20 protein-coding genes are annotated in these 22,540 nt (G+C 38.9%); 16 read left to right on the forward strand and 4 right to left on the reverse strand.

Going from position 1 to position 22,540, the window contains the following annotated elements; all coding sequences use genetic code 11:
* The first annotated feature begins 77 nt into the window (after positions 1–77).
* The 13 genes from paaB (at position 78) to CLV55_RS03505 (ending at position 14,298) form a co-directional block, all read left to right on the forward strand.
* On the forward strand, positions 78–359 hold the full coding sequence (gene paaB / locus CLV55_RS03445; protein WP_112112351.1) for a 1,2-phenylacetyl-CoA epoxidase subunit PaaB: 282 nt from the start codon (positions 78–80) through the stop codon (positions 357–359).
* Between the two features lie 87 nt (positions 360–446).
* Positions 447–1,199 (forward strand): 1,2-phenylacetyl-CoA epoxidase subunit PaaC, encoded by a 753-nt coding sequence (gene paaC, locus CLV55_RS03450; RefSeq protein WP_112112352.1) that lies wholly within the window; start codon positions 447–449, stop codon positions 1,197–1,199.
* An 83-nt stretch (positions 1,200–1,282) separates the two neighbouring features.
* Entirely contained in the window at positions 1,283–1,783 is a 501-nt protein-coding gene (gene paaD, locus CLV55_RS03455; protein WP_112112353.1) for a 1,2-phenylacetyl-CoA epoxidase subunit PaaD, read from the forward strand.
* Between the two features lie 126 nt (positions 1,784–1,909).
* The gene (locus CLV55_RS03460) at positions 1,910–2,722 is read left to right on the forward strand and encodes an enoyl-CoA hydratase-related protein (RefSeq protein WP_112112354.1); all 813 of its coding nucleotides are present in this window, start codon (positions 1,910–1,912) and stop codon (positions 2,720–2,722) included.
* Positions 2,723–2,782: 60 nt separating this feature from the next.
* A complete protein-coding gene (locus CLV55_RS03465; protein WP_112112355.1) occupies positions 2,783–3,940 on the forward strand; it encodes a 3-hydroxyacyl-CoA dehydrogenase NAD-binding domain-containing protein in 1,158 nt (385 codons plus the stop codon).
* Positions 3,941–4,012: 72 nt separating this feature from the next.
* Positions 4,013–4,420, forward strand: a complete 408-nt coding sequence (locus CLV55_RS03470) for a PaaI family thioesterase (protein WP_112112356.1) — start codon at positions 4,013–4,015, stop codon at positions 4,418–4,420.
* Between the two features lie 77 nt (positions 4,421–4,497).
* Entirely contained in the window at positions 4,498–5,700 is a 1,203-nt protein-coding gene (gene pcaF / locus CLV55_RS03475) for a 3-oxoadipyl-CoA thiolase (RefSeq protein WP_112112357.1), read from the forward strand.
* A gap of 81 nt (positions 5,701–5,781) precedes the next feature.
* Positions 5,782–8,277 (forward strand): phenylacetic acid degradation bifunctional protein PaaZ, encoded by a 2,496-nt coding sequence (gene paaZ, locus CLV55_RS03480; protein ID WP_112112478.1) that lies wholly within the window; start codon positions 5,782–5,784, stop codon positions 8,275–8,277.
* Between the two features lie 55 nt (positions 8,278–8,332).
* Positions 8,333–9,085 (forward strand): enoyl-CoA hydratase/isomerase family protein, encoded by a 753-nt coding sequence (locus CLV55_RS03485; protein WP_245902677.1) that lies wholly within the window; start codon positions 8,333–8,335, stop codon positions 9,083–9,085.
* A gap of 87 nt (positions 9,086–9,172) precedes the next feature.
* Positions 9,173–9,769, forward strand: a complete 597-nt coding sequence (locus CLV55_RS03490; RefSeq protein ID WP_112112359.1) for an acyltransferase — start codon at positions 9,173–9,175, stop codon at positions 9,767–9,769.
* Positions 9,770–9,804: 35 nt separating this feature from the next.
* Positions 9,805–11,103: a dihydrolipoamide acetyltransferase family protein gene (locus CLV55_RS03495; protein WP_112112360.1), complete on the forward strand. Its 1,299-nt coding sequence runs from the start codon at positions 9,805–9,807 to the stop codon at positions 11,101–11,103.
* Between the two features lie 16 nt (positions 11,104–11,119).
* Complete coding sequence (locus CLV55_RS03500; RefSeq protein ID WP_112112479.1) at positions 11,120–12,175, forward strand: branched-chain amino acid aminotransferase; 1,056 nt, start codon at positions 11,120–11,122, stop codon at positions 12,173–12,175.
* Positions 12,176–12,249: 74 nt separating this feature from the next.
* The gene (locus CLV55_RS03505) at positions 12,250–14,298 is read left to right on the forward strand and encodes an alpha-ketoacid dehydrogenase subunit alpha/beta (protein ID WP_112112361.1); all 2,049 of its coding nucleotides are present in this window, start codon (positions 12,250–12,252) and stop codon (positions 14,296–14,298) included.
* Between the two features lie 254 nt (positions 14,299–14,552).
* Here the strand turns inward: CLV55_RS03505 and hemL are convergent, their stop codons facing one another.
* From hemL to CLV55_RS03525, 4 genes are read right to left on the reverse strand one after another with little or no spacing between them, the layout of a single operon-like run.
* Positions 14,553–15,839, reverse strand: coding sequence for a glutamate-1-semialdehyde 2,1-aminomutase (gene hemL, locus CLV55_RS03510; protein WP_112112362.1), 1,287 nt, complete (start codon positions 15,837–15,839; stop codon positions 14,553–14,555).
* A 5-nt stretch (positions 15,840–15,844) separates the two neighbouring features.
* Positions 15,845–16,738, reverse strand: a complete 894-nt coding sequence (locus tag CLV55_RS03515; RefSeq protein WP_112112363.1) for a glucosaminidase domain-containing protein — start codon at positions 16,736–16,738, stop codon at positions 15,845–15,847.
* Complete coding sequence (locus CLV55_RS03520; RefSeq protein ID WP_112112364.1) at positions 16,731–17,636, reverse strand: 1-aminocyclopropane-1-carboxylate deaminase/D-cysteine desulfhydrase; 906 nt, start codon at positions 17,634–17,636, stop codon at positions 16,731–16,733. The genes CLV55_RS03515 and CLV55_RS03520 overlap by 8 nt, the downstream gene beginning before the upstream one ends.
* A gap of 60 nt (positions 17,637–17,696) precedes the next feature.
* Complete coding sequence (locus tag CLV55_RS03525; RefSeq protein ID WP_170122237.1) at positions 17,697–19,529, reverse strand: T9SS type A sorting domain-containing protein; 1,833 nt, start codon at positions 19,527–19,529, stop codon at positions 17,697–17,699.
* 113 nt (positions 19,530–19,642) lie between these two features.
* Between CLV55_RS03525 and CLV55_RS03530 the strand changes: the two genes are divergently transcribed.
* The 3 genes from CLV55_RS03530 to CLV55_RS03540 all read left to right on the forward strand — a co-directional run bounded on the left by CLV55_RS03530 (position 19,643) and on the right by CLV55_RS03540 (position 22,490).
* Positions 19,643–19,852 carry a DUF5522 domain-containing protein gene (locus CLV55_RS03530; protein WP_112112481.1) on the forward strand — a complete coding sequence of 70 codons (210 nt, stop codon included), beginning with the start codon at positions 19,643–19,645 and terminating at the stop codon, positions 19,850–19,852.
* A gap of 30 nt (positions 19,853–19,882) precedes the next feature.
* Complete coding sequence (locus tag CLV55_RS03535; protein ID WP_112112365.1) at positions 19,883–21,868, forward strand: urocanate hydratase; 1,986 nt, start codon at positions 19,883–19,885, stop codon at positions 21,866–21,868.
* A gap of 100 nt (positions 21,869–21,968) precedes the next feature.
* Complete coding sequence (locus CLV55_RS03540; RefSeq protein ID WP_112112366.1) at positions 21,969–22,490, forward strand: DUF4136 domain-containing protein; 522 nt, start codon at positions 21,969–21,971, stop codon at positions 22,488–22,490.
* Positions 22,491–22,540 lie beyond the last annotated feature (50 nt).

Below are 22,540 nucleotides of genomic sequence, written 5' to 3' on the forward strand. Positions count from 1 at the left end.
GTCCAAAGTCAAATGTCCAAAGTCTTAAAGGCTTTCGACTTTCGACTTTCGACTTTCGACTTTAAGACTAATAAATTATGAAAAACTGGCCACTTTGGGAAGTATTTATACGAAGTAAAAACGGATTAGAGCATCGTCATTGCGGTTCGCTTCACGCTAGCGATGCTACCATGGCATTAGAAAATGCGCGAGATGTATACACCCGTCGCATGGAAGGCGTGAGTATTTGGGTGGTACCATCTGCTCAAATCACAGCCTCTAACCCAGAAAATAACGGAGAAACTTTTGAACCAGCAATGGACAAAGCCTATCGTCATCCAACATTCTACGAATTGCCCGAAGAATTAAAACACATGTAAATTAGGTTTTAGGTATTTGGTAATAGGTTTTGTCATTCAGACGTAAAGCCTACACCCCACAACCTATAACCCACAACCTTAACAGAAATGAATAACAATTTAATTCAATACATACTCGGTATAGCTGATAATTCCTTGATTTTAGGACAGCGTTTGGGAGAACTATGTGGTCATGGACCCAGTATTGAAACCGACATCGCTTTGACTAATATTTCTTTGGATTTGTTAGGGCAAACCCGCAGTTATTTTCAATATGTTGCCCAATTGCAAGGCGGCGATGCGAATGAAGATACTGTAGCTTTTCTTCGATTGGAACGTGAATACAAAAACGTACTTTTAGTAGAACAACCGAATACTGATTTTGGCTATTCTATCGCAAGACAATTTTTATATGATGTATATCATTTGGCACTTTTGGAAGAATTACAAGACAGTAAAGACGAACAGCTTGCTGCCATTGCGACGAAAAGCATAAAAGAAGTGTTGTACCACGTTCGTTTTTCTTCGGATTGGATTAGAAGATTAGGCGACGGTACAGAAGAAAGTCACAACAGAATTCAAACAGCCATCAATGATTTATGGATTTTCACCGACGAATTGTTTCATCAAACAGACGCTGATAAAGTCATGGTTGCAGAGGGAATAGGTGTAGATGTTGCCATGTTGAAAGAGAATTATTATAAAAAAGTAACAGCTATTTTAGAAGAAGCAACGCTACAAATTCCAGAGGTGGAGTACTTTCAAAAAGGTGGAAAGCAAGGAATACATAGCGAACATATGGGCTATATTTTGACAGAGATGCAGTACATGCAACGCACGTATCCGAACATGACGTGGTAAACGATTACGATTGTTGAATGTTGATTTTAGAATCGAGAGCTTTGCTCCAATTGGCGAAGCACTCTTCAATCAAATAAAGCTATATGACAGAGCAACTAATACCTATCGATCAAGAACTGCTTGACATACTCGAAACAGTCTCAGACCCAGAAATTCCTGTATTAACAATTGTTGATATGGGAGTTGTTCGTTCTGCGAAAATCGAAAATCAAAAGGTGTACGTTGAGATTACATCCACCTATAGTGGTTGCCCTGCTATGGATACTATTGCAGATGATATCAAGGCGGCTTTTAAACAAAAAGGATATGAAGCCTCAGTAGCAGTAATCCTAAAGCCAGCTTGGACAACCGATTGGATTACATCGAAAGGGAGAGCAGCCCTCGAAAAATATGGAATCGCAGCCCCTTTGTCAGAACATGCAGATAAAGAAGCACTTTTAGGAAATAAAAAACTCGTGAAGTGCCCACAATGCGGTTCCCAACAAACAAAGGTACTTAGTCAATTTGGTTCTACAGCCTGTAAAGCCTTGTTTCAATGTGAGGATTGCAAGGAACCATTTGACTATTTTAAATGTTTAAAATAATAAGATTAACGATTGCTGATTGTTGAATTTTGATTTAAGATTTCTATACTTCCAAAATGCTTCGCCAATTCGAGCAAAGCTCTCGGGTCAAAAATCATTAATCTTCAATCTTATAATAAAATAGGTATGAGCAATAATTCGCACGAGCTTCTGCGAACTGGCGGAGCAATTGAGTTAAAAATTGAAAATAAGGTAGCGTGGATTACACTTAATAGACCTGAAGTATTCAACAGTTTCAACAGAGATATGGCCTTGTCTTTACAGAGTGTTTTAGACAATTGCAATGAAGATTCAACAGTTAGAGCTATAGTTCTAACAGGGAATGGAAAAGCATTTTGTGCTGGACAAGACTTAAAAGAAGTTACTGATCCAGAGTTAAATCCAGGATTTAGAAAAATCTTAGAAGAACACTACAATCCAATTATTCAAAGAATTAGAACTATCGAAAAACCAATCGTAGCAGCAGTAAATGGAGTAGCCGCAGGGGCTGGAGCAAATATTGCTTTGGCATGTGATATTGTTATTGCCTCCGAACATGCGAGTTTTATTCAAGCTTTTAGTAAAATAGGATTGGTACCAGATAGTGCTGGAACCTTCTTTTTACCACGATTAATTGGGTTTCAAAAAGCATCGGCATTGATGATGTTGGGCGATAAAGTTTCAGCTCTCGAAGCATTAACTATGGGGATGATTTACAAATTATTTCCAGTAGCCACTTTTGAGGAAGAAGTAAAAACCATTGCCGAAAATTTAGCACAAATGCCAACAAAAGCATTAGGATTAACCAAAAGATTGTTAAATCAATCCATGACTAATACTTTGGAACAACAATTGGCATTAGAAAGTGATTTGCAAATAGAAGCGAGTTCATCATACGATTATAACGAAGGAGTAACTGCTTTTATTGAAAAAAGAAAACCAGAATTCAAAGGAAATTAAATAATCAACTTAGCGAACTTAGCGTAAAACCTAGCGCTCTTTGCGGTTAAAAGTAGTAGTATGAATATAGCAATAATAGGTTCAGGAACCATGGGAAGCGGCATTGCGCAAGTAGCCGCAACAGCTGGTTGTGCCGTAAAATTATTTGATTTGAATCAAGATGCGTTAGCCAAAAGTAAAAAGGCTCTTGAAACTACGTTATCGAAGTTAGTCGAAAAAGAAAAAATTGATGCCGATGAAAAATCCCGAATTCAAAACTCTATTTCTTATGTCAATTCGCTCAACGATTTATCCGATTCTGACCTAGTCATTGAAGCGATTGTAGAAAATCTTGAAGTCAAGCGAAAGGTATTCTCTGAATTAGAAACTTTAGTCTCAGAAAATACGATATTGGCTTCCAACACATCATCGTTATCTATAGCTTCCATTGCTGCTTCTTGTAAAAAACCGGAACGCGTCATTGGAATTCACTTTTTTAATCCAGCGCCATTGATGCAGTTGGTTGAGGTGATTCCGGCGGTGCAAACGAGCGAAGAAGTGTTGCAAAAATCGGTACAAATTATCTCCGATTGGAAGAAAGTTGTAGCCGTTGCCAAAGATACGCCAGGTTTTATCGTAAATCGTGTTGCTCGACCTTTTTACAGTGAAAGTTTACGCATTTATGAGGAAGGTGTAGCCGACTTCGCTACAATAGATTGGGCTTTAAAAACTATCGGCGGTTTCCGAATGGGTCCATTTGAATTAATGGATATGATTGGACATGATGTGAATTATATCGTAACCGCAACCGTGTTTACCGCTTTTTATTTTGACCCAAAATTTAAACCGTCATTCACACAAAAACGTCTGTTGGAAGCCGGATTTTTAGGAAGAAAATCGGGAAGAGGTTTTTATGATTATTGTCAAGAATTACCTGTTCCAAAAGAAGATTTGGCTTTAGCGAAAAGCATTTTTGAACGCGTAATCGTCATGCTTATCAACGAAGCGGCCGATACGTTCTTTTTAAACATTGCTTCTGCTAAAGATATTGACAACGCCATGACCAAAGGAGTGAATTACCCAAAAGGACTACTCGCTTGGGCTAATGAATTGGGAATAAATTGGTGCGTAGAAAAGCTGGACGAATTGTACAATGAATACCACGAAGACCGATATAGATGCAGTCCGATTTTGCGTAGAATGGCAAGAGAAGGTAAAAAGTTTTTAATTAACGAATGAAGATTAACGATTTTTGATTGCTGAACTATACAAAAAATCAAAAATCCTTAATCAACAATCAAATAAATCATTATGGAAGGAACCAAAATACCATACAAGATGTTGAGTCAGGATGCCTATAGTCAGTGGCTCGGGATTGAAATTCTCGAATGTGAAATCGGGCGTTGCAAAGTAGGGATGACCGTTCGAAAAGAAATGCTCAACAGCATGTACAAAGCGCATGGCGGAATTACGTATTCGTTAGCCGATACCGCTTTCGGATTTGCTGCTAATACGCACGGAAGGTTTTCGGTTTCTATCGAAACGTCTATCAATCATATTGAAGCGGTTAGTGAAGGCGATTATCTAATGGCCGAATCCGTAATTGAAAAAGTAAACAATAAATTAGGATTTAATATTATAGAAGTAAAACGAGGGGACGAGTTGGTGGCGCTTTTTAAAGGCGTCGTGTATCGCACTCAAAAAGAATGGGAAGAATAAAATTAACGATTGAAGATTAACGATTTTTGATTTATGAAGTTTAACCTAAAACCTACAACCTAATACCAAATACCTAAATGGAAGCATATATCATAGACGGCGTTCGAACGCCAATAGGAAGTTATCAAGGCACTTTATCAGCAGTAAGAGCTGATGATTTAGGGGCTTTGGTTATCAAATCCGTAGTTGAAAAAAATCCAAACATTCCAACCGGTGCCTACGATGACGTTATCATAGGTTGCGCCAATCAGGCGGGTGAGGACAATCGTAATGTGGCTCGTATGTCTTTACTGTTAGCGGGATTGCCGTATACCGTTCCGGGTGAAACGGTGAATCGGTTGTGCAGTTCGGGATTGTCGGCTATTATCAATGCGAGTCGGGCGATTAAAGCAGGCGACGGACATGTGTTTATTGCCGGTGGAGTTGAGAATATGACACGTGGTCCTTTGGTGGTTTCCAAACCCTCATCGGCCTATGGAACTGATAGTAAAATGTACGATTCGAGTTTTGGATGGCGATTCATCAATCCGAAAATGCACGCCATGTATGGCACGGATGCGATGGGAGAAACGGCTGAAAATTTGGTAGAAAAATATAACATCTCTCGTGAAGACCAAGATGCGTTTGCGTTGCACAGCCAACAAAAAGCTACTGCGGCTCAAGCTTCAGGACGATTAGCCAAAGAAATTGTAACTGTTGACATTCCGCAACGAAAAGGGGATGCGATTCAATTCTCGAAAGACGAATTTATCAAGCCAACTACCTCAAAGGAAGGTTTGGCAAAATTGCGTCCGGCATTTAAAAAAGACGGTAGCGTAACTGCTGGAAATGCCTCAGGATTAAATGACGGTGCAGCGGCAACGATTATTGCCTCTGCGGAAGCGGTCCAACAATACGGTTTAAGACCTCTCGCTCGAATTGTGAGTTCGGCTGTAGTGGGCGTAGAGCCGAGAATTATGGGAATTGGTCCAGTGGAAGCGACTAAAAAAGCTTTGGCAAAAGCAGGTTTGACGTTAGACCAAATTGACATCATCGAATTGAACGAGGCGTTTGCGGCTCAGAGTATTGCTTGCATTCGGGAGTTGGGATTGAAAGACAACGACCCAAGAATTAATCCGAATGGTGGCGCTATTGCTATTGGTCATCCACTAGGAGTAACGGGAGCCAGAATTGCCTATTCAGCAGCATTAGAATTGCAGTTGACCGGAAAGCGATATGCCTTAATCACGATGTGTATTGGGGTTGGGCAAGGCTATGCGGTGATTATTGAAAGGGTATAGATTAACGATTGAAGATTTTTGATTGTCGATTTAAGAAGTTCAAAAATCAAATATTATCAATCAAAAATCAAACAAAAAATTATGACTAAAACACAACATTACGTACTAGGAACATGGACTTCAGCTACCGGAGAAGGAAAGCCATCATATGACGCAGTAACTGGTGAATTCATCGCAGAAACTTCTGTAGAAGGATTGGATATTCCTGCGATTTTGCATTATGGAAGAACCAAAGGCGGCGAAAAACTGCGCAAGATGACCTTCCAAGAACGCGGCAATATGATAAAAAGTTTGGCGCTATATTTGACCAAACGCAAAGAAGCGTTTTACGAAATCAGTTACCGAACAGGAGCTACTCGCATCGATTCGTGGATTGACATTGAAGGTGGTTTTGGAAATTTATATTCGAATGCCTCGTTGCGAAAATTGTTTCCTAATCAACCGTATCACGTAGAAGGTGACCCGATTGATTTGTCGAAAGGGGGTCGATTTATGGCGCATCATATTTTGGTTCCGAAAAAAGGCGTGGCGATTCATATTAATGCATTTAACTTTCCAATTTGGGGAATGTTAGAAAAATGTGCGGTCAATTGGATGGCGGGAATGCCAGCAGTGGTTTTACCTGCACCCGTAACGGCTTATTTAACCGAAGCGGTGGTACGAGAAATTATTGCTTCTAATATATTGCCAGAAGGCGCCTTGCAATTGATTTCGGGAACCGCCAAAAACATTTTTGATACTGTTGAAAGTCAGGATGTGATTACGTTTACTGGTTCGGCAGCTACAGGAAGATTGTTGAAAGCACATCCAAGAATTATTCAGGAATCGGTACCGTTTACGATGGAAGCCGATAGTTTGAATGCTTCTATTTTAGGCGAAGACGCTGTTCCAGGAACACCCGAATTTGATTTGTTTATCAATCAAGCTCGTAGTGAAATTACGGTAAAAGCCGGACAAAAATGTACTGCGATTCGAAGAATGATTGTTCCTGAAAAATTGATGGATGATGTACAAGGGGCGCTTTCAAAATCGTTGGATAAATTAGCAATTGGTGACCCGAGATTGAAAGAAGTTCGCATGGGAGCTTTAGTAAGTAAAGACCAAGTAAATGTTTTAAAAGGAAGAGTTCAGGAATTATCCAAATCGGCCAAAATAGTGTATGGCGATTTAGAAAAAACGAACATCATCGGAGCGGATGAAAAAGGCGCTTTTGTGAGTCCGATTTTACTTCGTGAAGACCATCCATTCACTAATGTAGCGGTTCACGAAACCGAAGCTTTTGGGCCGGTTTCAACGATTATGCCTTATAAGAATTTGGATCAAGCGATTGAATTAGCCCAAATGGGTAAAGGGTCGTTAGTGTCGTCAATTGTGACCAATTCAGATGCAATTGCTAAAGATTATGTGGTCAATGCCGCCTCGCATCACGGTAGAATTTTGGTGTTGAATCGTGAGAATGCCAAACAAAGTACGGGTCACGGTTCGCCATTACCATTATTGGTTCACGGAGGTCCTGGTCGTGCTGGAGGAGGTGAAGAAATGGGTGGTGTTCGAGGTATCAAACATTATATGCAACGTTGTGCCATTCAGGGTTCGCCAACAACTTTAACCGAAATCACAGGCATTTATCAAGCGCATTCGGCGTATAAAGAAATCACGCAACATCCGTTTCAATACCATTGGGAGGATATTCAACCGGGAATGTCATTGCGTACTCATAATCGTACCGTGACCGATACCGATATTATCAATTTTGCTAATTTAACTTGGGATCATTTTTATGCGCATACCGATATTACTTCGTTGGATGGAAGTATTTTTAAGAAAAGAACCGCACACGGCTACTTCATTTTAGCGGCAGCGGCTGGTTTGTTTGTCTATCCAAATAAAGGTCCGGTTGCTGCGAATTACGGATTGGAAGAATGTCGTTTCTTGCGTCCGATTTATCACAATGATACCGTTTATGTGCGTTTAACGTGCAAACAAAAAGTGGATAGAGACGTGGCTTCAGCCGAACATCCGAGCGGTATTGTGAAATGGTTTGTTGAGGTTTTTGATACTACTGATGAGTTGGTAGCAGTTGCTACAATTTTGACCATGGTACAGAAAAAACAAGAGGTTTTTGTAGAAATGACCGATGAAAAAGTTGCTGAATGTATCAATAAATTAACAGAAAATGCCAAACCAATTTGGGGAATTCTAACGCCGCAACATTTGTTGGAACATTTGGAAGAAGGCTACAAAATCCTTTCAGGTGAAATTCAAGATTTCGAAATTGTAACACCCTCAACCATTTTGGATAAAGTGCATAATTCGCTATACAATTATGATAAATTTCCAAAGGGAACTAAGTTTCCAACGATGAAAAAAGATGAATTAGAAGACTTAGTTCATCCTGATTTTGAAACCGCCAAAGCCAAATTTTTCGAAGCAAGAGAACAATACAAAACCTTCTTCAAAGAAAATCCAGAAGCGATTATGAAGAATATGGTTTTTGGAGAATTAAATAGATACGAATCGTATTTGTTAGAACGAAAACATTTGAATCATCATTTTGAACAATTTAATTTAATATAAAAATAAAGACTTAGCGAACCTTGCGTAAACTTTGCGCTCTTTGCGATTAAATAGTATAATGGAAGCATACGTAAAACAAAACCTAGAAAACGACATTGCTACAATCGAGTTTTTTCATCCTGCTAAAAATTCATTACCAGGAATTATTTTAGCACAATTAGCCAATACGATTACAGAAGTAGGGCACAATCCAGAAGTAAAAGTAATTATTTTGAAAAGCGGTGGCGATAGTGCTTTTTGCGCGGGAGCTAGTTTTCAAGAATTAATCAATATCGATGATGCAGCAACTGGAAAAGTATTCTTTTCTGGTTTTGCCAATGTAATCAATGCCATGCGAAAATGCCCAAAATTCATTATTGTAAGAATCCAAGGGAAAACCGTTGGAGGTGGCGTAGGTATTGCCGCAGCGGCTGATTATTGTATGGCAACCAAGAATGCAGCGATTAAACTAAGCGAACTGAATGTAGGTATTGGACCCTTTGTCGTATCACCTGCCATCGAACGAAAAATGGGAGTTTCTGCCATGTCACAAATTGCCATAGATGCTAATACATTTTATGAAGCATCTTGGGCAAAAGACAAAGGATTGTATGCTACGATCTATGAAACGGTAGAAGCACTTGATGAAGCGGTACAACAATTCGCCGAATATCTATGTACTTACAATCCCGAGGCGATGACTGAAATGAAAAAGATTTTTTGGCGAGGTACCGAAGATTGGGATGCTTTATTAGCTGAAAGAGCCGCCATCAGTGGACGATTGGTGTTGTCTGATTTTACAAAAGAAACGTTGAAGAAGTTTAAATAAGGTAGTAGGATTTAGGTAGTAGGTGTTAGAAGGAAACCTACAACCCACAACCTACAACCCACAACCTACAACCCACAACCTAAAAATATGATATACGAATTCAAAGGGTTTATCCCAGTCATACACGAAAGTAGTTTTATTCATCCACAAGCGGCAGTTACGGGTAATGTGATTATTGGAAAAAATGTGTATGTTGGTCCTGGTGCTGCCATTCGTGGCGATTGGGGTGAAATTATCATTGAAGATGGGTGTAACGTGCAAGAAAATTGCACGATTCATATGTTCCCTGGAAAGACGATGGTGTTAAAAGCTAGGGCACATATTGGTCACGGAGCGATAATTCACGGAGCTAATATTGGAGCCAATTGTTTAGTCGGAATGAATGCCGTAATTATGGATGATGTGAATATAGGCGATGAATGTATCATTGGTGCCTTAAGTTTCATAAAAGCCGGAATGCAAATCCCAAATCGAAAAATGGTAGTGGGAAATCCAGCCGCAATTATAAAAGACGTTTCGGATGAAATGATGGTTTGGAAAACCAAAGGAACCGCTTTGTACCAACAATTGCCAAAAGAGTGTTACGAAACCTTAAAAGCCGTTGAACCGTTGCGAGAAATCCCAACTAATCGACAAACACAAGAAGCGTTTTATAAAACATTAGAAGAATTTAAAAAATCGTAGTGACAATTTGCGAATTGTCCCTACATATGTAAAATATGTCAATAACAGAATTCAAAATGCCCAAAATGGGTGAAAGCATATCCGAAGCAACAATAATCAGTTGGTTGAAAAACGTAGGTGATTTTGTGGAAGCCGAAGAAACACTATTGGAAGTGGCTACCGATAAAGTAGACAGCGATGTACCGTCACCGGTATCGGGCGTGATTACTGAAATCCGTTTTCAGAAAGATGATGTGGTTGAAGTAGGAACCGTTTTGGCTTTGATTGATGAAAGTCAAAAGTCAAAAGTCATAAGTCAAAAGTCTGAAAATAGTTCTATTGAAAATAAGTCTGTTTCGCCCAATGCAGTCGAGGTTCCACAACCGAAAACTGACAACCGAAAACTAACAACCAATCCAAATGCGTTTATTTCGCCATTAATCATTTCAATTGCACAAAAGGAAAATTTATCCATAGAAGAATTACAAACCATTCCGGGTTCGGGAACCGATGGGCGTTTGCAAAAAAGCGATGTTTTTAATTATCTAAAGAATAGAAAATATCCTCTCAAAAGCATTCCTCAACCCACAACCCACAACCTACAATCTACAACCTTTCCTAAGCCAAAAATCAATTTTGTAGAAGGAAAAGATCGCATTGTAGAAATGGACCGAATGCGCAAAATGATTGCAGATCACATGGTGTATTCCAAGCAAACGTCGCCTCATGTGACGTCGTATATTGAAGTAGATGTGACGAATTTAGTGAACTGGCGCAACGAAAACAAAGAGAAATTTCAAGAAAAGCACAACGAGAAATTAACGTTTACACCAGTTTTTGTTCAGGCTGTAGCAAAAGCAATTGTAGATTTTCCAATGATAAATGTTTCGGTTGATGAGAAGAATATTATCGTTCACAACGATGTCAATATCGGAATGGCAACTGCGTTACCTTCTGGTAATTTAATTGTTCCCGTAGTGAAAAATGCGAATGAAAAAGATTTAGTGGCTTTGGCAAAAGATGTAAATTCTTTAGCAGAAGCTTCTCGTAATAATAAATTAAAACCCGAGCAAATTCAAGGAAGTACGTTCACCATTTCCAATGTAGGAACCTTTGGAAGTTTGATGGGAACACCCATTATCAACCAACCTGAAGTTGCCATTTTAGCTTTAGGAATCATAAAAAAACGTCCTGAAGTGATTACAACAGAAAAAGGTGACGAAATCGCCATCCGAAGCATGATGTATCTTTCTTTATCGTTTGACCACAGAGTAGTAGACGGATTTTTAGGAGGCTCTTTCTTGCGAAAAGTAGGCGATTATTTAGAACAATTTGATAGCAATACAACGATATAATATAATGGAACAGATTATGAATCAAGTAATAAAAATAACTAAAGTTTCACAATCAAGAGTTTCGGAAGTAAACCTTGAAAACATTACGATGGGTACCCAATTTACCGATCACCTCTTTATTTGTGATTATGAAAACGGCGAATGGACAAATCCTCGAATAGAACCTTTAGCGTTGATTCCCACCCATCCTGCGGCCATGGCGTTGCATTATGGGCAAGCCATTTTTGAAGGCATGAAAGCAACATTAGGAAAAGACGGTACAGCATTATTGTTCCGCCCCGAAGAAAATGCCAAGCGCATGAATTTTAGCGCTGACCGAATGGGAATGCCTATGTTTCCCGAGGAATTGTTTGTAGAAGCTTTAAAACAATTTACCGCTTTAGAGAAAAATTGGATTCCGACACAAGTGGGAAGTGCTTTGTACTTGCGTCCGTTTATGTATGCCGACGAACCTTTTATCGGTATGCGTGCAGCTACTACTTATAAGTTTATCGTGATGGCGTCACCAGCCGGACCCTTTTTTAGTCGAAAAATCAAATTATATGCCGAAAAAAAATACGTTCGTGCGGTAAATGGAGGAACCGGTGAGGCGAAAGCCGCAGGGAATTATGCCGCAGCGATTCGTCCAACAGAATATGCTAAAGCGAAAGGATACGATCAAGTATTGTGGTTAGATCCCTATACTTTTGAGTACATTCAAGAAGTAGGGACCATGAATATTTTCTTTAAAATAGCAGGGAAGTTTATCACACCTAATTTAAGCGGTTCTATTTTGTCTGGAATTACTCGAATGAGTGTCATCGACTTGTTGCGAAGTAAAGGATTTGAAGTTACTGAACGTCCCATCAAGATGTCAGAAATCATAGAAGCTTCCAAGAACGGAACATTAGAAGAAGCTTTCGGAACAGGAACAGCTGTAGGAATTGCGATGGTTGAAGAAATTGGGAATAACGATATATCTATTAAATTCCCAGAGGATAATCCAGTTTCTGTTATGGTAAATGATACGCTGAATGCGATTAAAGTACAAGATAGTAAAGACGAATTTGGTTGGATTGTTGAAGCAAAATAATAGTTAACCGCAAGGTTAGCAAAGAAGGCGCAACGAGCGCAAAGTTTTTTACTTTTCAGATAAGCATTAAATAAATGAATTTAGACAAATCAATTCTTAAAAAAGCCTTTTCAACAATGGCAACGGCCAAAGCCATGGCAATGTTGTATGAAGATAATTTCAAAATAGTTTCCAAATACGTGCATGCTACGTCACGCGGACACGAAGCGATTCAGATTGCGATGGCGATGCAATTGTTGCCGCAAGATTATGCGTTTCCATATTATCGTGATGATGCTATGATGCTTGGAATAGGAATGCAACCCTACGATTTGATGTTGCAGTTGATGGCGAAAAAAGATGATCCATTTTCGGGAGGGCGTACGTATTATTGTCATCCGAGTTTGAAAGATGCCGATAAGCCTAAAATTCCGCACCAATCCTCTGCAACGGGTATGCAGGCTATTCCAGCAACCGGAGCCGCAATGGGATTTTGGTACAAAGAAAATACAGGAATTCAAGATAAAAATCAAGAAAATCCCATTGTGATTTGTTCGCTTGGTGATGCCTCGGTAACCGAAGGAGAAATTGCCGAAGCCTTGCAAATGGCAGCTTTAAAGCAATTACCAATTTTGTATTTAGTACAAGATAACGGTTGGGACATTTCGGCTAATGCTGCCGAAACCCGTGCGCAAAATGCGTTTGAATATGCCAAAGGATTTCACGGAATTGAAGCCATTTCGATTGATGGAGCCAATTTCACCGAAAGCTATTTGGCGATTCAAAAAGTAGTGCAAACCATTCGTGAAGAACGCCGTCCGTTTTTGGTGCATGCGAAAGTACCGTTATTAAATCACCATACTTCTGGAGTTCGAATGGAATGGTATCGTGACGATTTGGAAGAAGCACAATTGCGCGATCCTTATCCAGTTTTGAAACAACAATTGTTAGAAGCAGGATTTACAAAAGACGAAATTAAAACTATAGAAGATTCGGCTGTTGCCAAAGTTCAAGCTGATTTTGATAAAGCACAACTAGCCGAAGATCCCAAACCAGAAGATTTATTTACACACGATTTTGCTCCAACCCCAATCACAGAAGAAGTTGGAGAACGAAATCCAGAACGCGAGGATAAAGTCGTGATGGTCGATTGTGCCCTGTTTGCTGTAGAAGAATTAATGAAAAAACACCAAGAATGTTTGTTGTACGGACAAGATGTTGGCGGACGATTGGGGGGTGTTTTTAGAGAAGCGGCAACATTGGCACAAAAATTTGGAGACGAACGTGTGTTTAATACCCCCATTCAAGAAGCTTTTATAGTAGGGTCTACGGTGGGAATGTCGGCGGTTGGTTTGAAACCGATTGTTGAGGTGCAGTTTGCCGATTACATTTGGCCAGGTTTGAACCAGTTGTTTACCGAAGTGAGTCGCTCATGTTATTTATCCAACGGAAAATGGCCAGTGAGCATGATTTTGAGAGTTCCAATTGGTGCTTATGGAAGTGGAGGCCCTTATCATTCGTCGTCTGTAGAAAGTGTGTTGACGAATATTCGCGGCATCAAAATCGCGTATCCTAGCAATGGTGCCGATTTAAAAGGCTTGATGAAAGCAGCGTATTATGACCCAAATCCAGTGGTGATTTTAGAACACAAGGGTTTGTATTGGAGTAAGGTAAAAGGCACAGATGCAGCAAGAGTAAACGAACCAAGCGAAGATTACATGTTGCCTTTTGGAAAGGCGAATATCGTTCAAGAAATTTGGGAACAAGAAACGGAGGAAACCCTAACTATAATTACTTATGGAATGGGCGTACACTGGGCCTTGAACGCTTCGGTAACGATGAAAAATCAAGTCGAAATCATAGATTTGCGAACCTTATATCCGTTAGATGAGGAAACTATTTTTAAATCGGTGAAGAAAGCAAAAAAATGCCTTGTTGTAACCGAAGAACCCACTAACAATTCGTTTGCACGAAGTTTGGCAGGATTAATTCAAGAGAATTGCTTCAAATATTTAGATGCACCTGTGATGGTTATCGGTTCTGAAAATATGCCCGCCATTCCACTGAATAGTACTTTGGAGTTCACTATGATTCCGAATGTAGATAAGGTGAAAGCAAAAATTGAAGCCCTTTTGGCGTACTAGCTTTTTACCTATTTATAGCACAAAGCCCTGATTGTTATTAAAAAGCAGTCAGGGCTTTTTTTAGGATCAAGTGGGTTTTTAATGAAGGAAAAGTACTCAAATCAAGCAAAAGGATACTTAAAAGGAGCAAAAGAGTATTAGTTCAGACAAAAAAAGTACTCAAAAATCCTGTTTATAGAAAGTTTACAATATGTATCGTTACAAAAAAACTCCAACATATCAGTTGGAGTTTTTCTTTTATTCAATCCTAAAAATTAGTGATTTTGTGTGGCGCGGTCTATGGCATTTAGCGTGGTGTCTAAATCGTCGTAGGTGAGTGCGTCGGTAATAAACCATGTTTCGTACGCAGAGGGGGCAATGTAAATACCACTTTGAAGTAAATTGTGGAAAAACGTTTTAAAGAAAGCATTATCTCCCGCTTTGGCAGTATCAAAATCGGTTACAGGTTGGGCATCAAAATGTACCGAAATCATCGATCCTACTCGATTGATGGTATAGGCTACGTTGTTTTTGGTGAGTATTTTGTGCATGCCTTTTTCAAGATATGCTGTTTTTTCTTCAAGGCGTTGGTATATTTCACGATCGGTATTGAGTGTCTCAAGCATGGCATAACCCGCAGCCATAGCCAAAGGATTACCAGATAACGTGCCGGCTTGATACACTGGTCCCAATGGAGCCAAGTGATTCATGATTTCATTTCGACCCGCAAAGGCTCCAACGGGAAGGCCACCTCCAATTACTTTTCCGAAGCACACGATATCAGCCGTAATGTTATACAACTCTTGTGCGCCACCTCGTGCGAGCCTAAAACCAGTCATCACTTCGTCAAAAATTAAAAGGGTTCCATTTGCTGTACACAGCGCACGAAGTTGTTCCAAAAACCCTTCTTTTGGTGGGACACATCCCATATTTCCAGCTACAGGTTCAATAATTACAGCCGCAATTTCATTAGGATTAGCTTCAAAAAGAGCCATTACATTTTGAATATTGTTGTATTGTGCCAGTAAAGTATCTTGAGCGGTTCCTGAAGTGACCCCTGGGCTGTTGGGAATGCCAAACGTACTCGCACCACTTCCCGCTTGAATAAGGAAGGAATCGGAATGTCCATGATAGCATCCTGCAAATTTTATAATCTTATCTCTTTTGGTATAGCCTCTAGCCAGTCGAATGGCACTCATGCAAGCCTCAGTACCTGAATTTACAAATCGAATTTTGTCAATATTGGGTACCATTTCAAGCGCCAGTGCAGCAATTTTTGTTTCGAGAGCCGTGGGAGTTCCAAAAGACGTTCCTAGTTTGGCTCTTTCTGTTATGGCTTCAATAACGGGTTCGAAAGCATGCCCTAAAATCATAGGACCCCACGAATTGATGTAGTCGATGAATTGATTGTCATCTTCATCATATAAATAAGCTCCTTTGGCTTTTTTTACGAAAATAGGAGTGCCTCCCACACCTTTAAAGGCTCTAACAGGGGAGTTCACGCCTCCTGGAATTACTTTTTCAGCTTCAATGAAAAGCTGACTGCTTCTTTGATATAACATAAGGGTTATTTTATAATTAGATTTTGCCCAACTGATAAAGAGTCGTTGGCCATGTTATTTTTCTTTTTTAAGTCTTCTATAGAAATGTTGTATCGTTTTGATATGGAATAAAGGGTGTCGCCTTTGCTCACTTGATGCAGTTGCGAAGGAGTTGTATTGCCAGAACTAGTAGAGGTGTAGGTTGTGCCAAGCACTTCGGCATCAAATTTTTGCAATTGGTAGCGTTCAATCAGCCCGATTAGTTTTGTAGGATAAGCGGGATCTGTCGCATAGCCCGCATTTTTAAGTCCCATAGCCCAAGCTCTGTAATCGGATTTATCTAATTGAAATAAGCTCGAGTAATGCGCTCTCGAAGATAAAAATAACGAATGATCTCTAAACGATTCTTCGGGGGAGGCATATTTTCTAAAACATTCGTTGGCTTCATCATCATCATAACGTACACTAGGGCCGTTCCATTCTTTATGACATTTAATACCGAAATGATTGTTGGCTTGTACACTAAGAGGTCCTGTACCTGCACCCGATTCAAGTATGCCTTGTCCCAGGGTGATACTTGCAGGAATACCATAATCTACCATATCTTTTTTTGAAATGGCTTTGTATTTTTCAATATAATCCTGCACCATGGCTGTGGTTACTTTAACAGCGGTAGTTGCTTCAAGAATTTCGGTAGAATCGGGAGGAGTATTTACATTTGATGTCGATTCGATTGTACTTGTTTTATCGTTATTTGTATTTGAAACTACAGGTTTTGTGTTAGCCTTAATAGGTTTTCGAACTGTTCGTGTGATTGGTTTTTTTGCAGGAGTAGTGGGTGTGGTGCGTACGACATGCTGTGTCGAACCACAAGCGACGATGATAAAAAAGAAGGCATAAAAAAGGAGTTGCTTAATCATTGTAGTGTATCGTTTGTATGTTTTTCTTTTTTAATTTTAGATTCATGCCCTCAATTCCTTGAAGGCCTCCCGTATGAATGAGAAGGATTTTGGAATTTGAAGGAAAATAATTATTCCGAATCAAATCCATAACGCCAAAAACCATTTTTCCAGTATAAATTGGGTCTAACGGAATTTTATGAATCTGATAAAAATCATTGAGAAACATAAGTAATGGTTCTGAAATTTTGCCATAGCCCCCAAAATTATAGGAAGTAATGAGTTCCCACGGGTTGTTTTTGGTTACAAATTTAGCAATATCCTTCGACAAAAAGTCACCTTTTAAGGATGGAAATCCGAGAACTTTTTGATGAGGTTTTGCTGCGTTGATGATTCCCGACATTGTACCTCCAGTTCCCACAGCGCAACAGATGAAATCGTATTCTTGGTCCTCCTCCTCTAGTATTTCCTCACATCCTTTGATGGCTAGCGTATTGGTACCTCCTTCGGGGACTAGGTAAAAATCGCCAAATTGAGCATGAAGGTCATCTATAAAAGGAGCTTCAGATTTCATACGGTAGTGTGTTCTACTAATGAAAACAAATTTCATTCCCCATTTTTGAGCAAATGTTAAGGTTGGATTTTGGTCGATTTTGCCTGCTAGTTCGTCGCCTCGAATCACCCCTATGGTTTTTAAACCCAATTCCATACCAGCATACGCTGTTGCTGCAATATGGTTGGAGTAGGCTCCACCAAAAGTAAGTAACGTCTTTTTCTGTTCGTTCTGGGCTTGGATAAGGTTGTATTTTAATTTTCTGTATTTGTTACCAGAAATAAAAGGGTGTATCAAATCTTCTCGTTTGATAAATAACCTAATGTTTTGCGTGTCGAGCTTAATTTCTTGCGTAAGAACTTTCAAAAGATAGTTTTTTACAAAATTACAAATGAAATTCTAATTATAGTTGGAAAAAAGAATGTATTAAGGTTGTTTTTTGATAATTATTTTTTGATTGGTGTACTCGTTAAGACTCGTTATAATTTTTACAATATAAATCCCTTCGCTTAAAGTATTGGTAGAATATTCGTATTGATTTTGCTGGCCAACGGGACTATTGCTTAGAATTTCTTTTCCTAAAATATCATGCAAAGTAACGGATTGGATATCAGTATTGAGTTTGTTTTCAATAGAAAGGGTTTGTGTTGCGTTGTTTTGAACAATTGTAAAATAATTTACTTGATTTGTAGGTGTTCTTAAAGCTTCATTTTTGAAGGTGATTTCATAACGATTGTTTGTCGTTCCACTGTCTACAGAAAATTCATAGATCGCATTTTTAATATCATGATACAAATCGGTTTGTTTATCATGAAGATATACATTTTCAGCCTGATTAAAATTGATAATATCGGCTACGGTAAGTTTTATGGAAGCGGTTTCATCTGATTTAAATCCAATAGGGATTTTCTTATTTTCGTCAAAAGTTGTAATATTAATGACGTATCCCTCGTTGTTTAATAAAAAATACATATCGATTGGTGTTCCATCGTCTGGGCTTTTGGCGTCCATAGCATGGTCGACGCCATCAGTAGCATTGTCGTCAAAAGCGAGTACCATTTGTTTAATCGCTTGATTATTTAGAAGCGAATTGAATTTTATTTGTGGGACTTCTTGGGTACTTACGGTTGTGTAATCAAACCCAGACACTGATAGTATCTCAGGTAGGTGATTGTTGACACTCTGTAGCACGTTGTAACCATTTTTTTCAAAAACTGAGGTTGCAGCATTTTCTTTTTGATAGACACGATAGGAATTTTTCATCGTAACCGTACTTCCAGAAGCATTTCCTTCAATCATAAATCCTTGTCCAATAGGAGAAAAATAACGAGCATAACTATTATTGGGAGTACTTACAACCCCGAGTTGATTTCCTGCACTGTCAAAGGCATAAAATGTAGCAGGAACATAAATTCCTGTGCCTCCTCTGGAAACTGGGGAAAAAGTACTATAGCCTCCTCGATAGTTTGCAATTAGGTGTGAATTAACTGTTTTGTCTTGTTCCCAAAAATAGGCTACTCCTGTACAATTTGTGGCATTGGTTAAAAAAGCAGATAAATCTATCGCTGAGGGATAGGGATTTCCAGTTAGTGTATATTTTCCATTCGCTACATTTATGGTTATATCACCATCATTAGGTTTTCCTCTAAAATCATAGCGCTGTTTACTTCCAGGGTTATTGGTAGTTGTTTCTCCTGGATTTGTGGTGTCAGTGCCACTTGTACCTTTCATGGTAAAACCTTGTCCAGGAGTAATATTGGTACTCGATCCTGTATAAAACCAATCAGAATAGGTAAGCGAAGATAAAAATCTCCAAATCCAATATGGAGCAATTGACAAGGTGCCTGTGCTGCAACTGCCATTGTAATTGTTTGTAGGTAAAATGGTTGCTGCAGTACTGGCCGTGCTTGTTGTTGGGACGTTTAACATACTAATCCCAAAATTTTCATTACCCACAGCCGCTGAGGCATTTCCTATTGGAGAACACCAATAATTGTAGGCATAATTATTTACAGAACCTTCTTGAAAAACAGATAGTTTTCCAATTCCTTTGTTGGTTGATGTGCTTGAAGTTCCTTGAAGGAGCTGCCCTTCATTTCTCAAATAAAGAGTACTGTTGGCTCCGTTTAATTCAATATTACCTTTTACATATACCATCGCTCCCTTGTTGAAAACATAGGTGTTGTTTTTAACATAAAGTTGTGCCAAACTCATTTGAAAAAAGAACAATAAAGAGAATATAAAAGTAATTTTTTTCATACCTAAATTGTTTGAGTTTATAAAAGTAATTTTTTTTTTTGAACGATGCAACTGTTGTTAAATAAATGAAAACTATTTCTTTCAATTTATTCAAAGTTGTTAAATTTGTAGCTATGAATGAAAAATTTAATTCAAAAGAGCTTTTAGAAGGAGAAGATTATTATCTTACCGTTGAAGGCTATCGATGTTTTACAGAAAAATACCATTTGAAAAGAGGCTATTGTTGCAAAAGCGGTTGCAAACATTGTCCTTATGGGTTTGATAAAAAAACGGGAGAAATGAAGAAAATGAACAATAGTAAACACAGTGACAAACCTAAATAGCAACAAAAACAATAACAAACTACATATAAAATGACATTTCAGGAACAAATTATGCAGGGAATTCCATCGGAGTTACCACAAGTAAAACCTTATGATGTAACCATCAATCATGCGCCAAAGCGAAAAGAGATACTCACCCCTGAGGAAAAAAAATTGGCTTTAAAAAACGCGTTACGCTATTTTGAACCCCAACATCATGCACAATTGCTTCCTGAATTTCAGAACGAATTGGAAACTTATGGACGTATTTATATGTATCGTTTTCGTCCTGAGTACAGAATGTATGCTAGACCAATTTCGGAATATCCAGGAAAAAGTGAACAAGCTAAAGCCATCATGCTCATGATTCAAAATAATTTGGATTATGCAGTAGCACAACATCCTCACGAATTGATTACCTATGGCGGTAATGGTGCTGTTTTCCAAAATTGGGCACAGTATCTTTTAACGATGCAGTATTTGTCACAAATGACAGATGAACAAACGTTAGTCATGTATTCGGGACATCCTATGGGACTTTTTCCTTCCCATAAAGAAGCACCAAGGGTGGTAGTGACAAACGGTATGGTGATTCCAAATTATTCGAAGCCAGATGATTGGGAGCGCATGAATGCCTTGGGTGTGTCACAATACGGACAGATGACCGCAGGGAGTTATATGTACATTGGGCCACAAGGAATCGTTCATGGAACAACCATTACGGTTTTGAACGGTTTCAGGAAAATTAAAAAGAATCCAAAAGGCGGATTATTTGTTACTTCTGGTCTTGGTGGAATGTCTGGAGCACAACCTAAAGCAGGAACAATTGCTGGGTGCGTAACCGTTTGTGCCGAAGTCAATCCAAAAATTACCCATATTCGTCATTCTCAAGGATGGATTAATGAAATTATTGAAAATATAGATGAATTAGTACCCCGAGTTAAAAAAGCATTAGCTCATGAAGAAACGGTTTCCATTGCCTATCTCGGAAACGTTGTAGACGTATGGGAGCGTTTTGATGAGGAAAATTTGCATATTGATTTAGGTTCCGACCAAACTTCGTTGCACAATCCTTGGGCAGGAGGATATTATCCAATAGGGTATACGTTTGAGGAATCTAATGAGATGATGGCAAACCATCCAGCAAAATTCAAAGAAGAAGTTCAAAAAACGCTCCGTCGACATGCTGATGCTATTAACAAACATACTGTAAAAGGAACGTATTTCTTTGATTATGGAAATGCGTTTTTACTAGAATCTTCAAGAGCCGGAGCCGATGTGTTACAAGAACATCCAACGTTGGGTAGGGAATTTAAATACCCAAGTTATGTGCAAGATATCATGGGACCTATGTGTTTTGACTATGGTTTTGGCCCATTTAGATGGGTTTGTGCATCGGGAAATCCAGACGATTTGGTAAAAACGGATAAAATTGCCTGTGACGTATTGGAAGAAATGATGAAAAATTCACCCGTTGAAATTCAGCAACAAATGGCTGATAACATTCAATGGATAAAAGGTGCTCAAGAAAATAAATTAGTTGTAGGGTCTCAAGCAAGAATCTTATATGCTGATGCGGAAGGACGTATCAAAATCGCAAAAGCTTTTAATGAAGCCATTGCAAAGGGCGAAATTGGGTTTGTGATTTTGGGACGTGATCACCATGATGTTTCAGGAACAGATTCTCCATACAGAGAGACCTCAAATATTTATGATGGATCTCGTTTTACTGCCGATATGGCTATTCACAATGTTATTGGAGATAGTTTCCGTGGTGCCACATGGGTGTCTATACATAATGGCGGTGGCGTTGGTTGGGGAGAAGTAATCAATGGCGGATTTGGTATGGTTCTTGACGGAACTCCAGAAGCATCGAGACGATTGGAGTCGATGCTTTTTTGGGATGTTAATAACGGGATATCTAGAAGAAGTTGGGCTAGAAATGAAGGCGCAATTTTTGCAATAAAAAGAGCTATGGAGACGCAACCTTTATTAAAAGTTACCATCCCTAATATAGTTGATGAAAATTTATTATAGTTTAAAGCTGTTTAAAATTTTGAGTGTTTAAAATATACTCAATCGAACTGTTTCAAACAATATAAACATTAAAGATTGTTAAACGATAAAATAATAAGCTATGAAAACACCAAAATTTTTAACACTTATTCTACTCTTAGTTCTCGCATCGTGCAGTTCGGTTCGAGTAAACTATGATTATGACAACAAGGCAAATTTCAACAGCTACAAAACGTATGCCTATTTGAAAAGTGCGGTGGATAAAGTTGAAATTTCCGACTTGGATAAGAAACGAATTTTACACGCTATTGATGAGGCTCTGGCTACAAAAGGGTTTTCAAAAAGCGAAACACCCGATGTGTTGGTGAGTATTTTCACAAAAGAAAGCCAGAGAGTCGATGTGTATAATAATGTTGGTTTTGGTTGGGGTTTTGGTTGGAGTCCATGGGGAATGGGATATTCGAATGTCTATACTACTCCAGAAGGAACGCTCTTCATTGATTTGATTGATGCAAAAACCAAAGAATTGATTTGGCAAGGGGAAGGTACGGGCTATTTGACCAAAAATGCCGATGAAAAAGAGGCGCGAATCAAGGAATTTGTCGATAAAATATTGGCACAATATCCGCCTCAGAAAAAATAAAAGTACAGCAAAGCTCATTGAATCAACAATGAGCTTTTTTTATCTTGTTT

The sequence above is a fragment of the Flavobacterium aciduliphilum genome (assembly GCF_003268855.1).
GTDB lineage: Bacteria > Bacteroidota > Bacteroidia > Flavobacteriales > Flavobacteriaceae > Flavobacterium > Flavobacterium aciduliphilum.

Bases quoted from the DNA above. Each gene is read 5' to 3' on its own strand.
- paaB (WP_112112351.1), top strand. From the start codon at position 78: ATGAAAAACTGGCCACTTTGGGAAGTATTTATACGAAGTAAAAACGGA.
- paaC (WP_112112352.1), top strand. From the start codon at position 447: ATGAATAACAATTTAATTCAATACATACTCGGTATAGCTGATAATTCC.
- paaD (WP_112112353.1), top strand. From the start codon at position 1,283: ATGACAGAGCAACTAATACCTATCGATCAAGAACTGCTTGACATACTC.
- CLV55_RS03460 (WP_112112354.1), top strand. From the start codon at position 1,910: ATGAGCAATAATTCGCACGAGCTTCTGCGAACTGGCGGAGCAATTGAG.
- CLV55_RS03465 (WP_112112355.1), top strand. From the start codon at position 2,783: ATGAATATAGCAATAATAGGTTCAGGAACCATGGGAAGCGGCATTGCG.
- CLV55_RS03470 (WP_112112356.1), top strand. From the start codon at position 4,013: ATGGAAGGAACCAAAATACCATACAAGATGTTGAGTCAGGATGCCTAT.
- pcaF (WP_112112357.1), top strand. From the start codon at position 4,498: ATGGAAGCATATATCATAGACGGCGTTCGAACGCCAATAGGAAGTTAT.
- paaZ (WP_112112478.1), top strand. From the start codon at position 5,782: ATGACTAAAACACAACATTACGTACTAGGAACATGGACTTCAGCTACC.
- CLV55_RS03490 (WP_112112359.1), top strand. From the start codon at position 9,173: ATGATATACGAATTCAAAGGGTTTATCCCAGTCATACACGAAAGTAGT.
- CLV55_RS03495 (WP_112112360.1), top strand. From the start codon at position 9,805: ATGTCAATAACAGAATTCAAAATGCCCAAAATGGGTGAAAGCATATCC.
- CLV55_RS03500 (WP_112112479.1), top strand. From the start codon at position 11,120: ATGAATCAAGTAATAAAAATAACTAAAGTTTCACAATCAAGAGTTTCG.
- CLV55_RS03505 (WP_112112361.1), top strand. From the start codon at position 12,250: ATGAATTTAGACAAATCAATTCTTAAAAAAGCCTTTTCAACAATGGCA.
- hemL (WP_112112362.1), bottom strand. From the start codon at position 15,839: ATGTTATATCAAAGAAGCAGTCAGCTTTTCATTGAAGCTGAAAAAGTA.
- CLV55_RS03515 (WP_112112363.1), bottom strand. From the start codon at position 16,738: ATGATTAAGCAACTCCTTTTTTATGCCTTCTTTTTTATCATCGTCGCT.
- CLV55_RS03525 (WP_170122237.1), bottom strand. From the start codon at position 19,529: ATGAAAAAAATTACTTTTATATTCTCTTTATTGTTCTTTTTTCAAATG.
- CLV55_RS03530 (WP_112112481.1), top strand. From the start codon at position 19,643: ATGAATGAAAAATTTAATTCAAAAGAGCTTTTAGAAGGAGAAGATTAT.
- CLV55_RS03535 (WP_112112365.1), top strand. From the start codon at position 19,883: ATGACATTTCAGGAACAAATTATGCAGGGAATTCCATCGGAGTTACCA.
- CLV55_RS03540 (WP_112112366.1), top strand. From the start codon at position 21,969: ATGAAAACACCAAAATTTTTAACACTTATTCTACTCTTAGTTCTCGCA.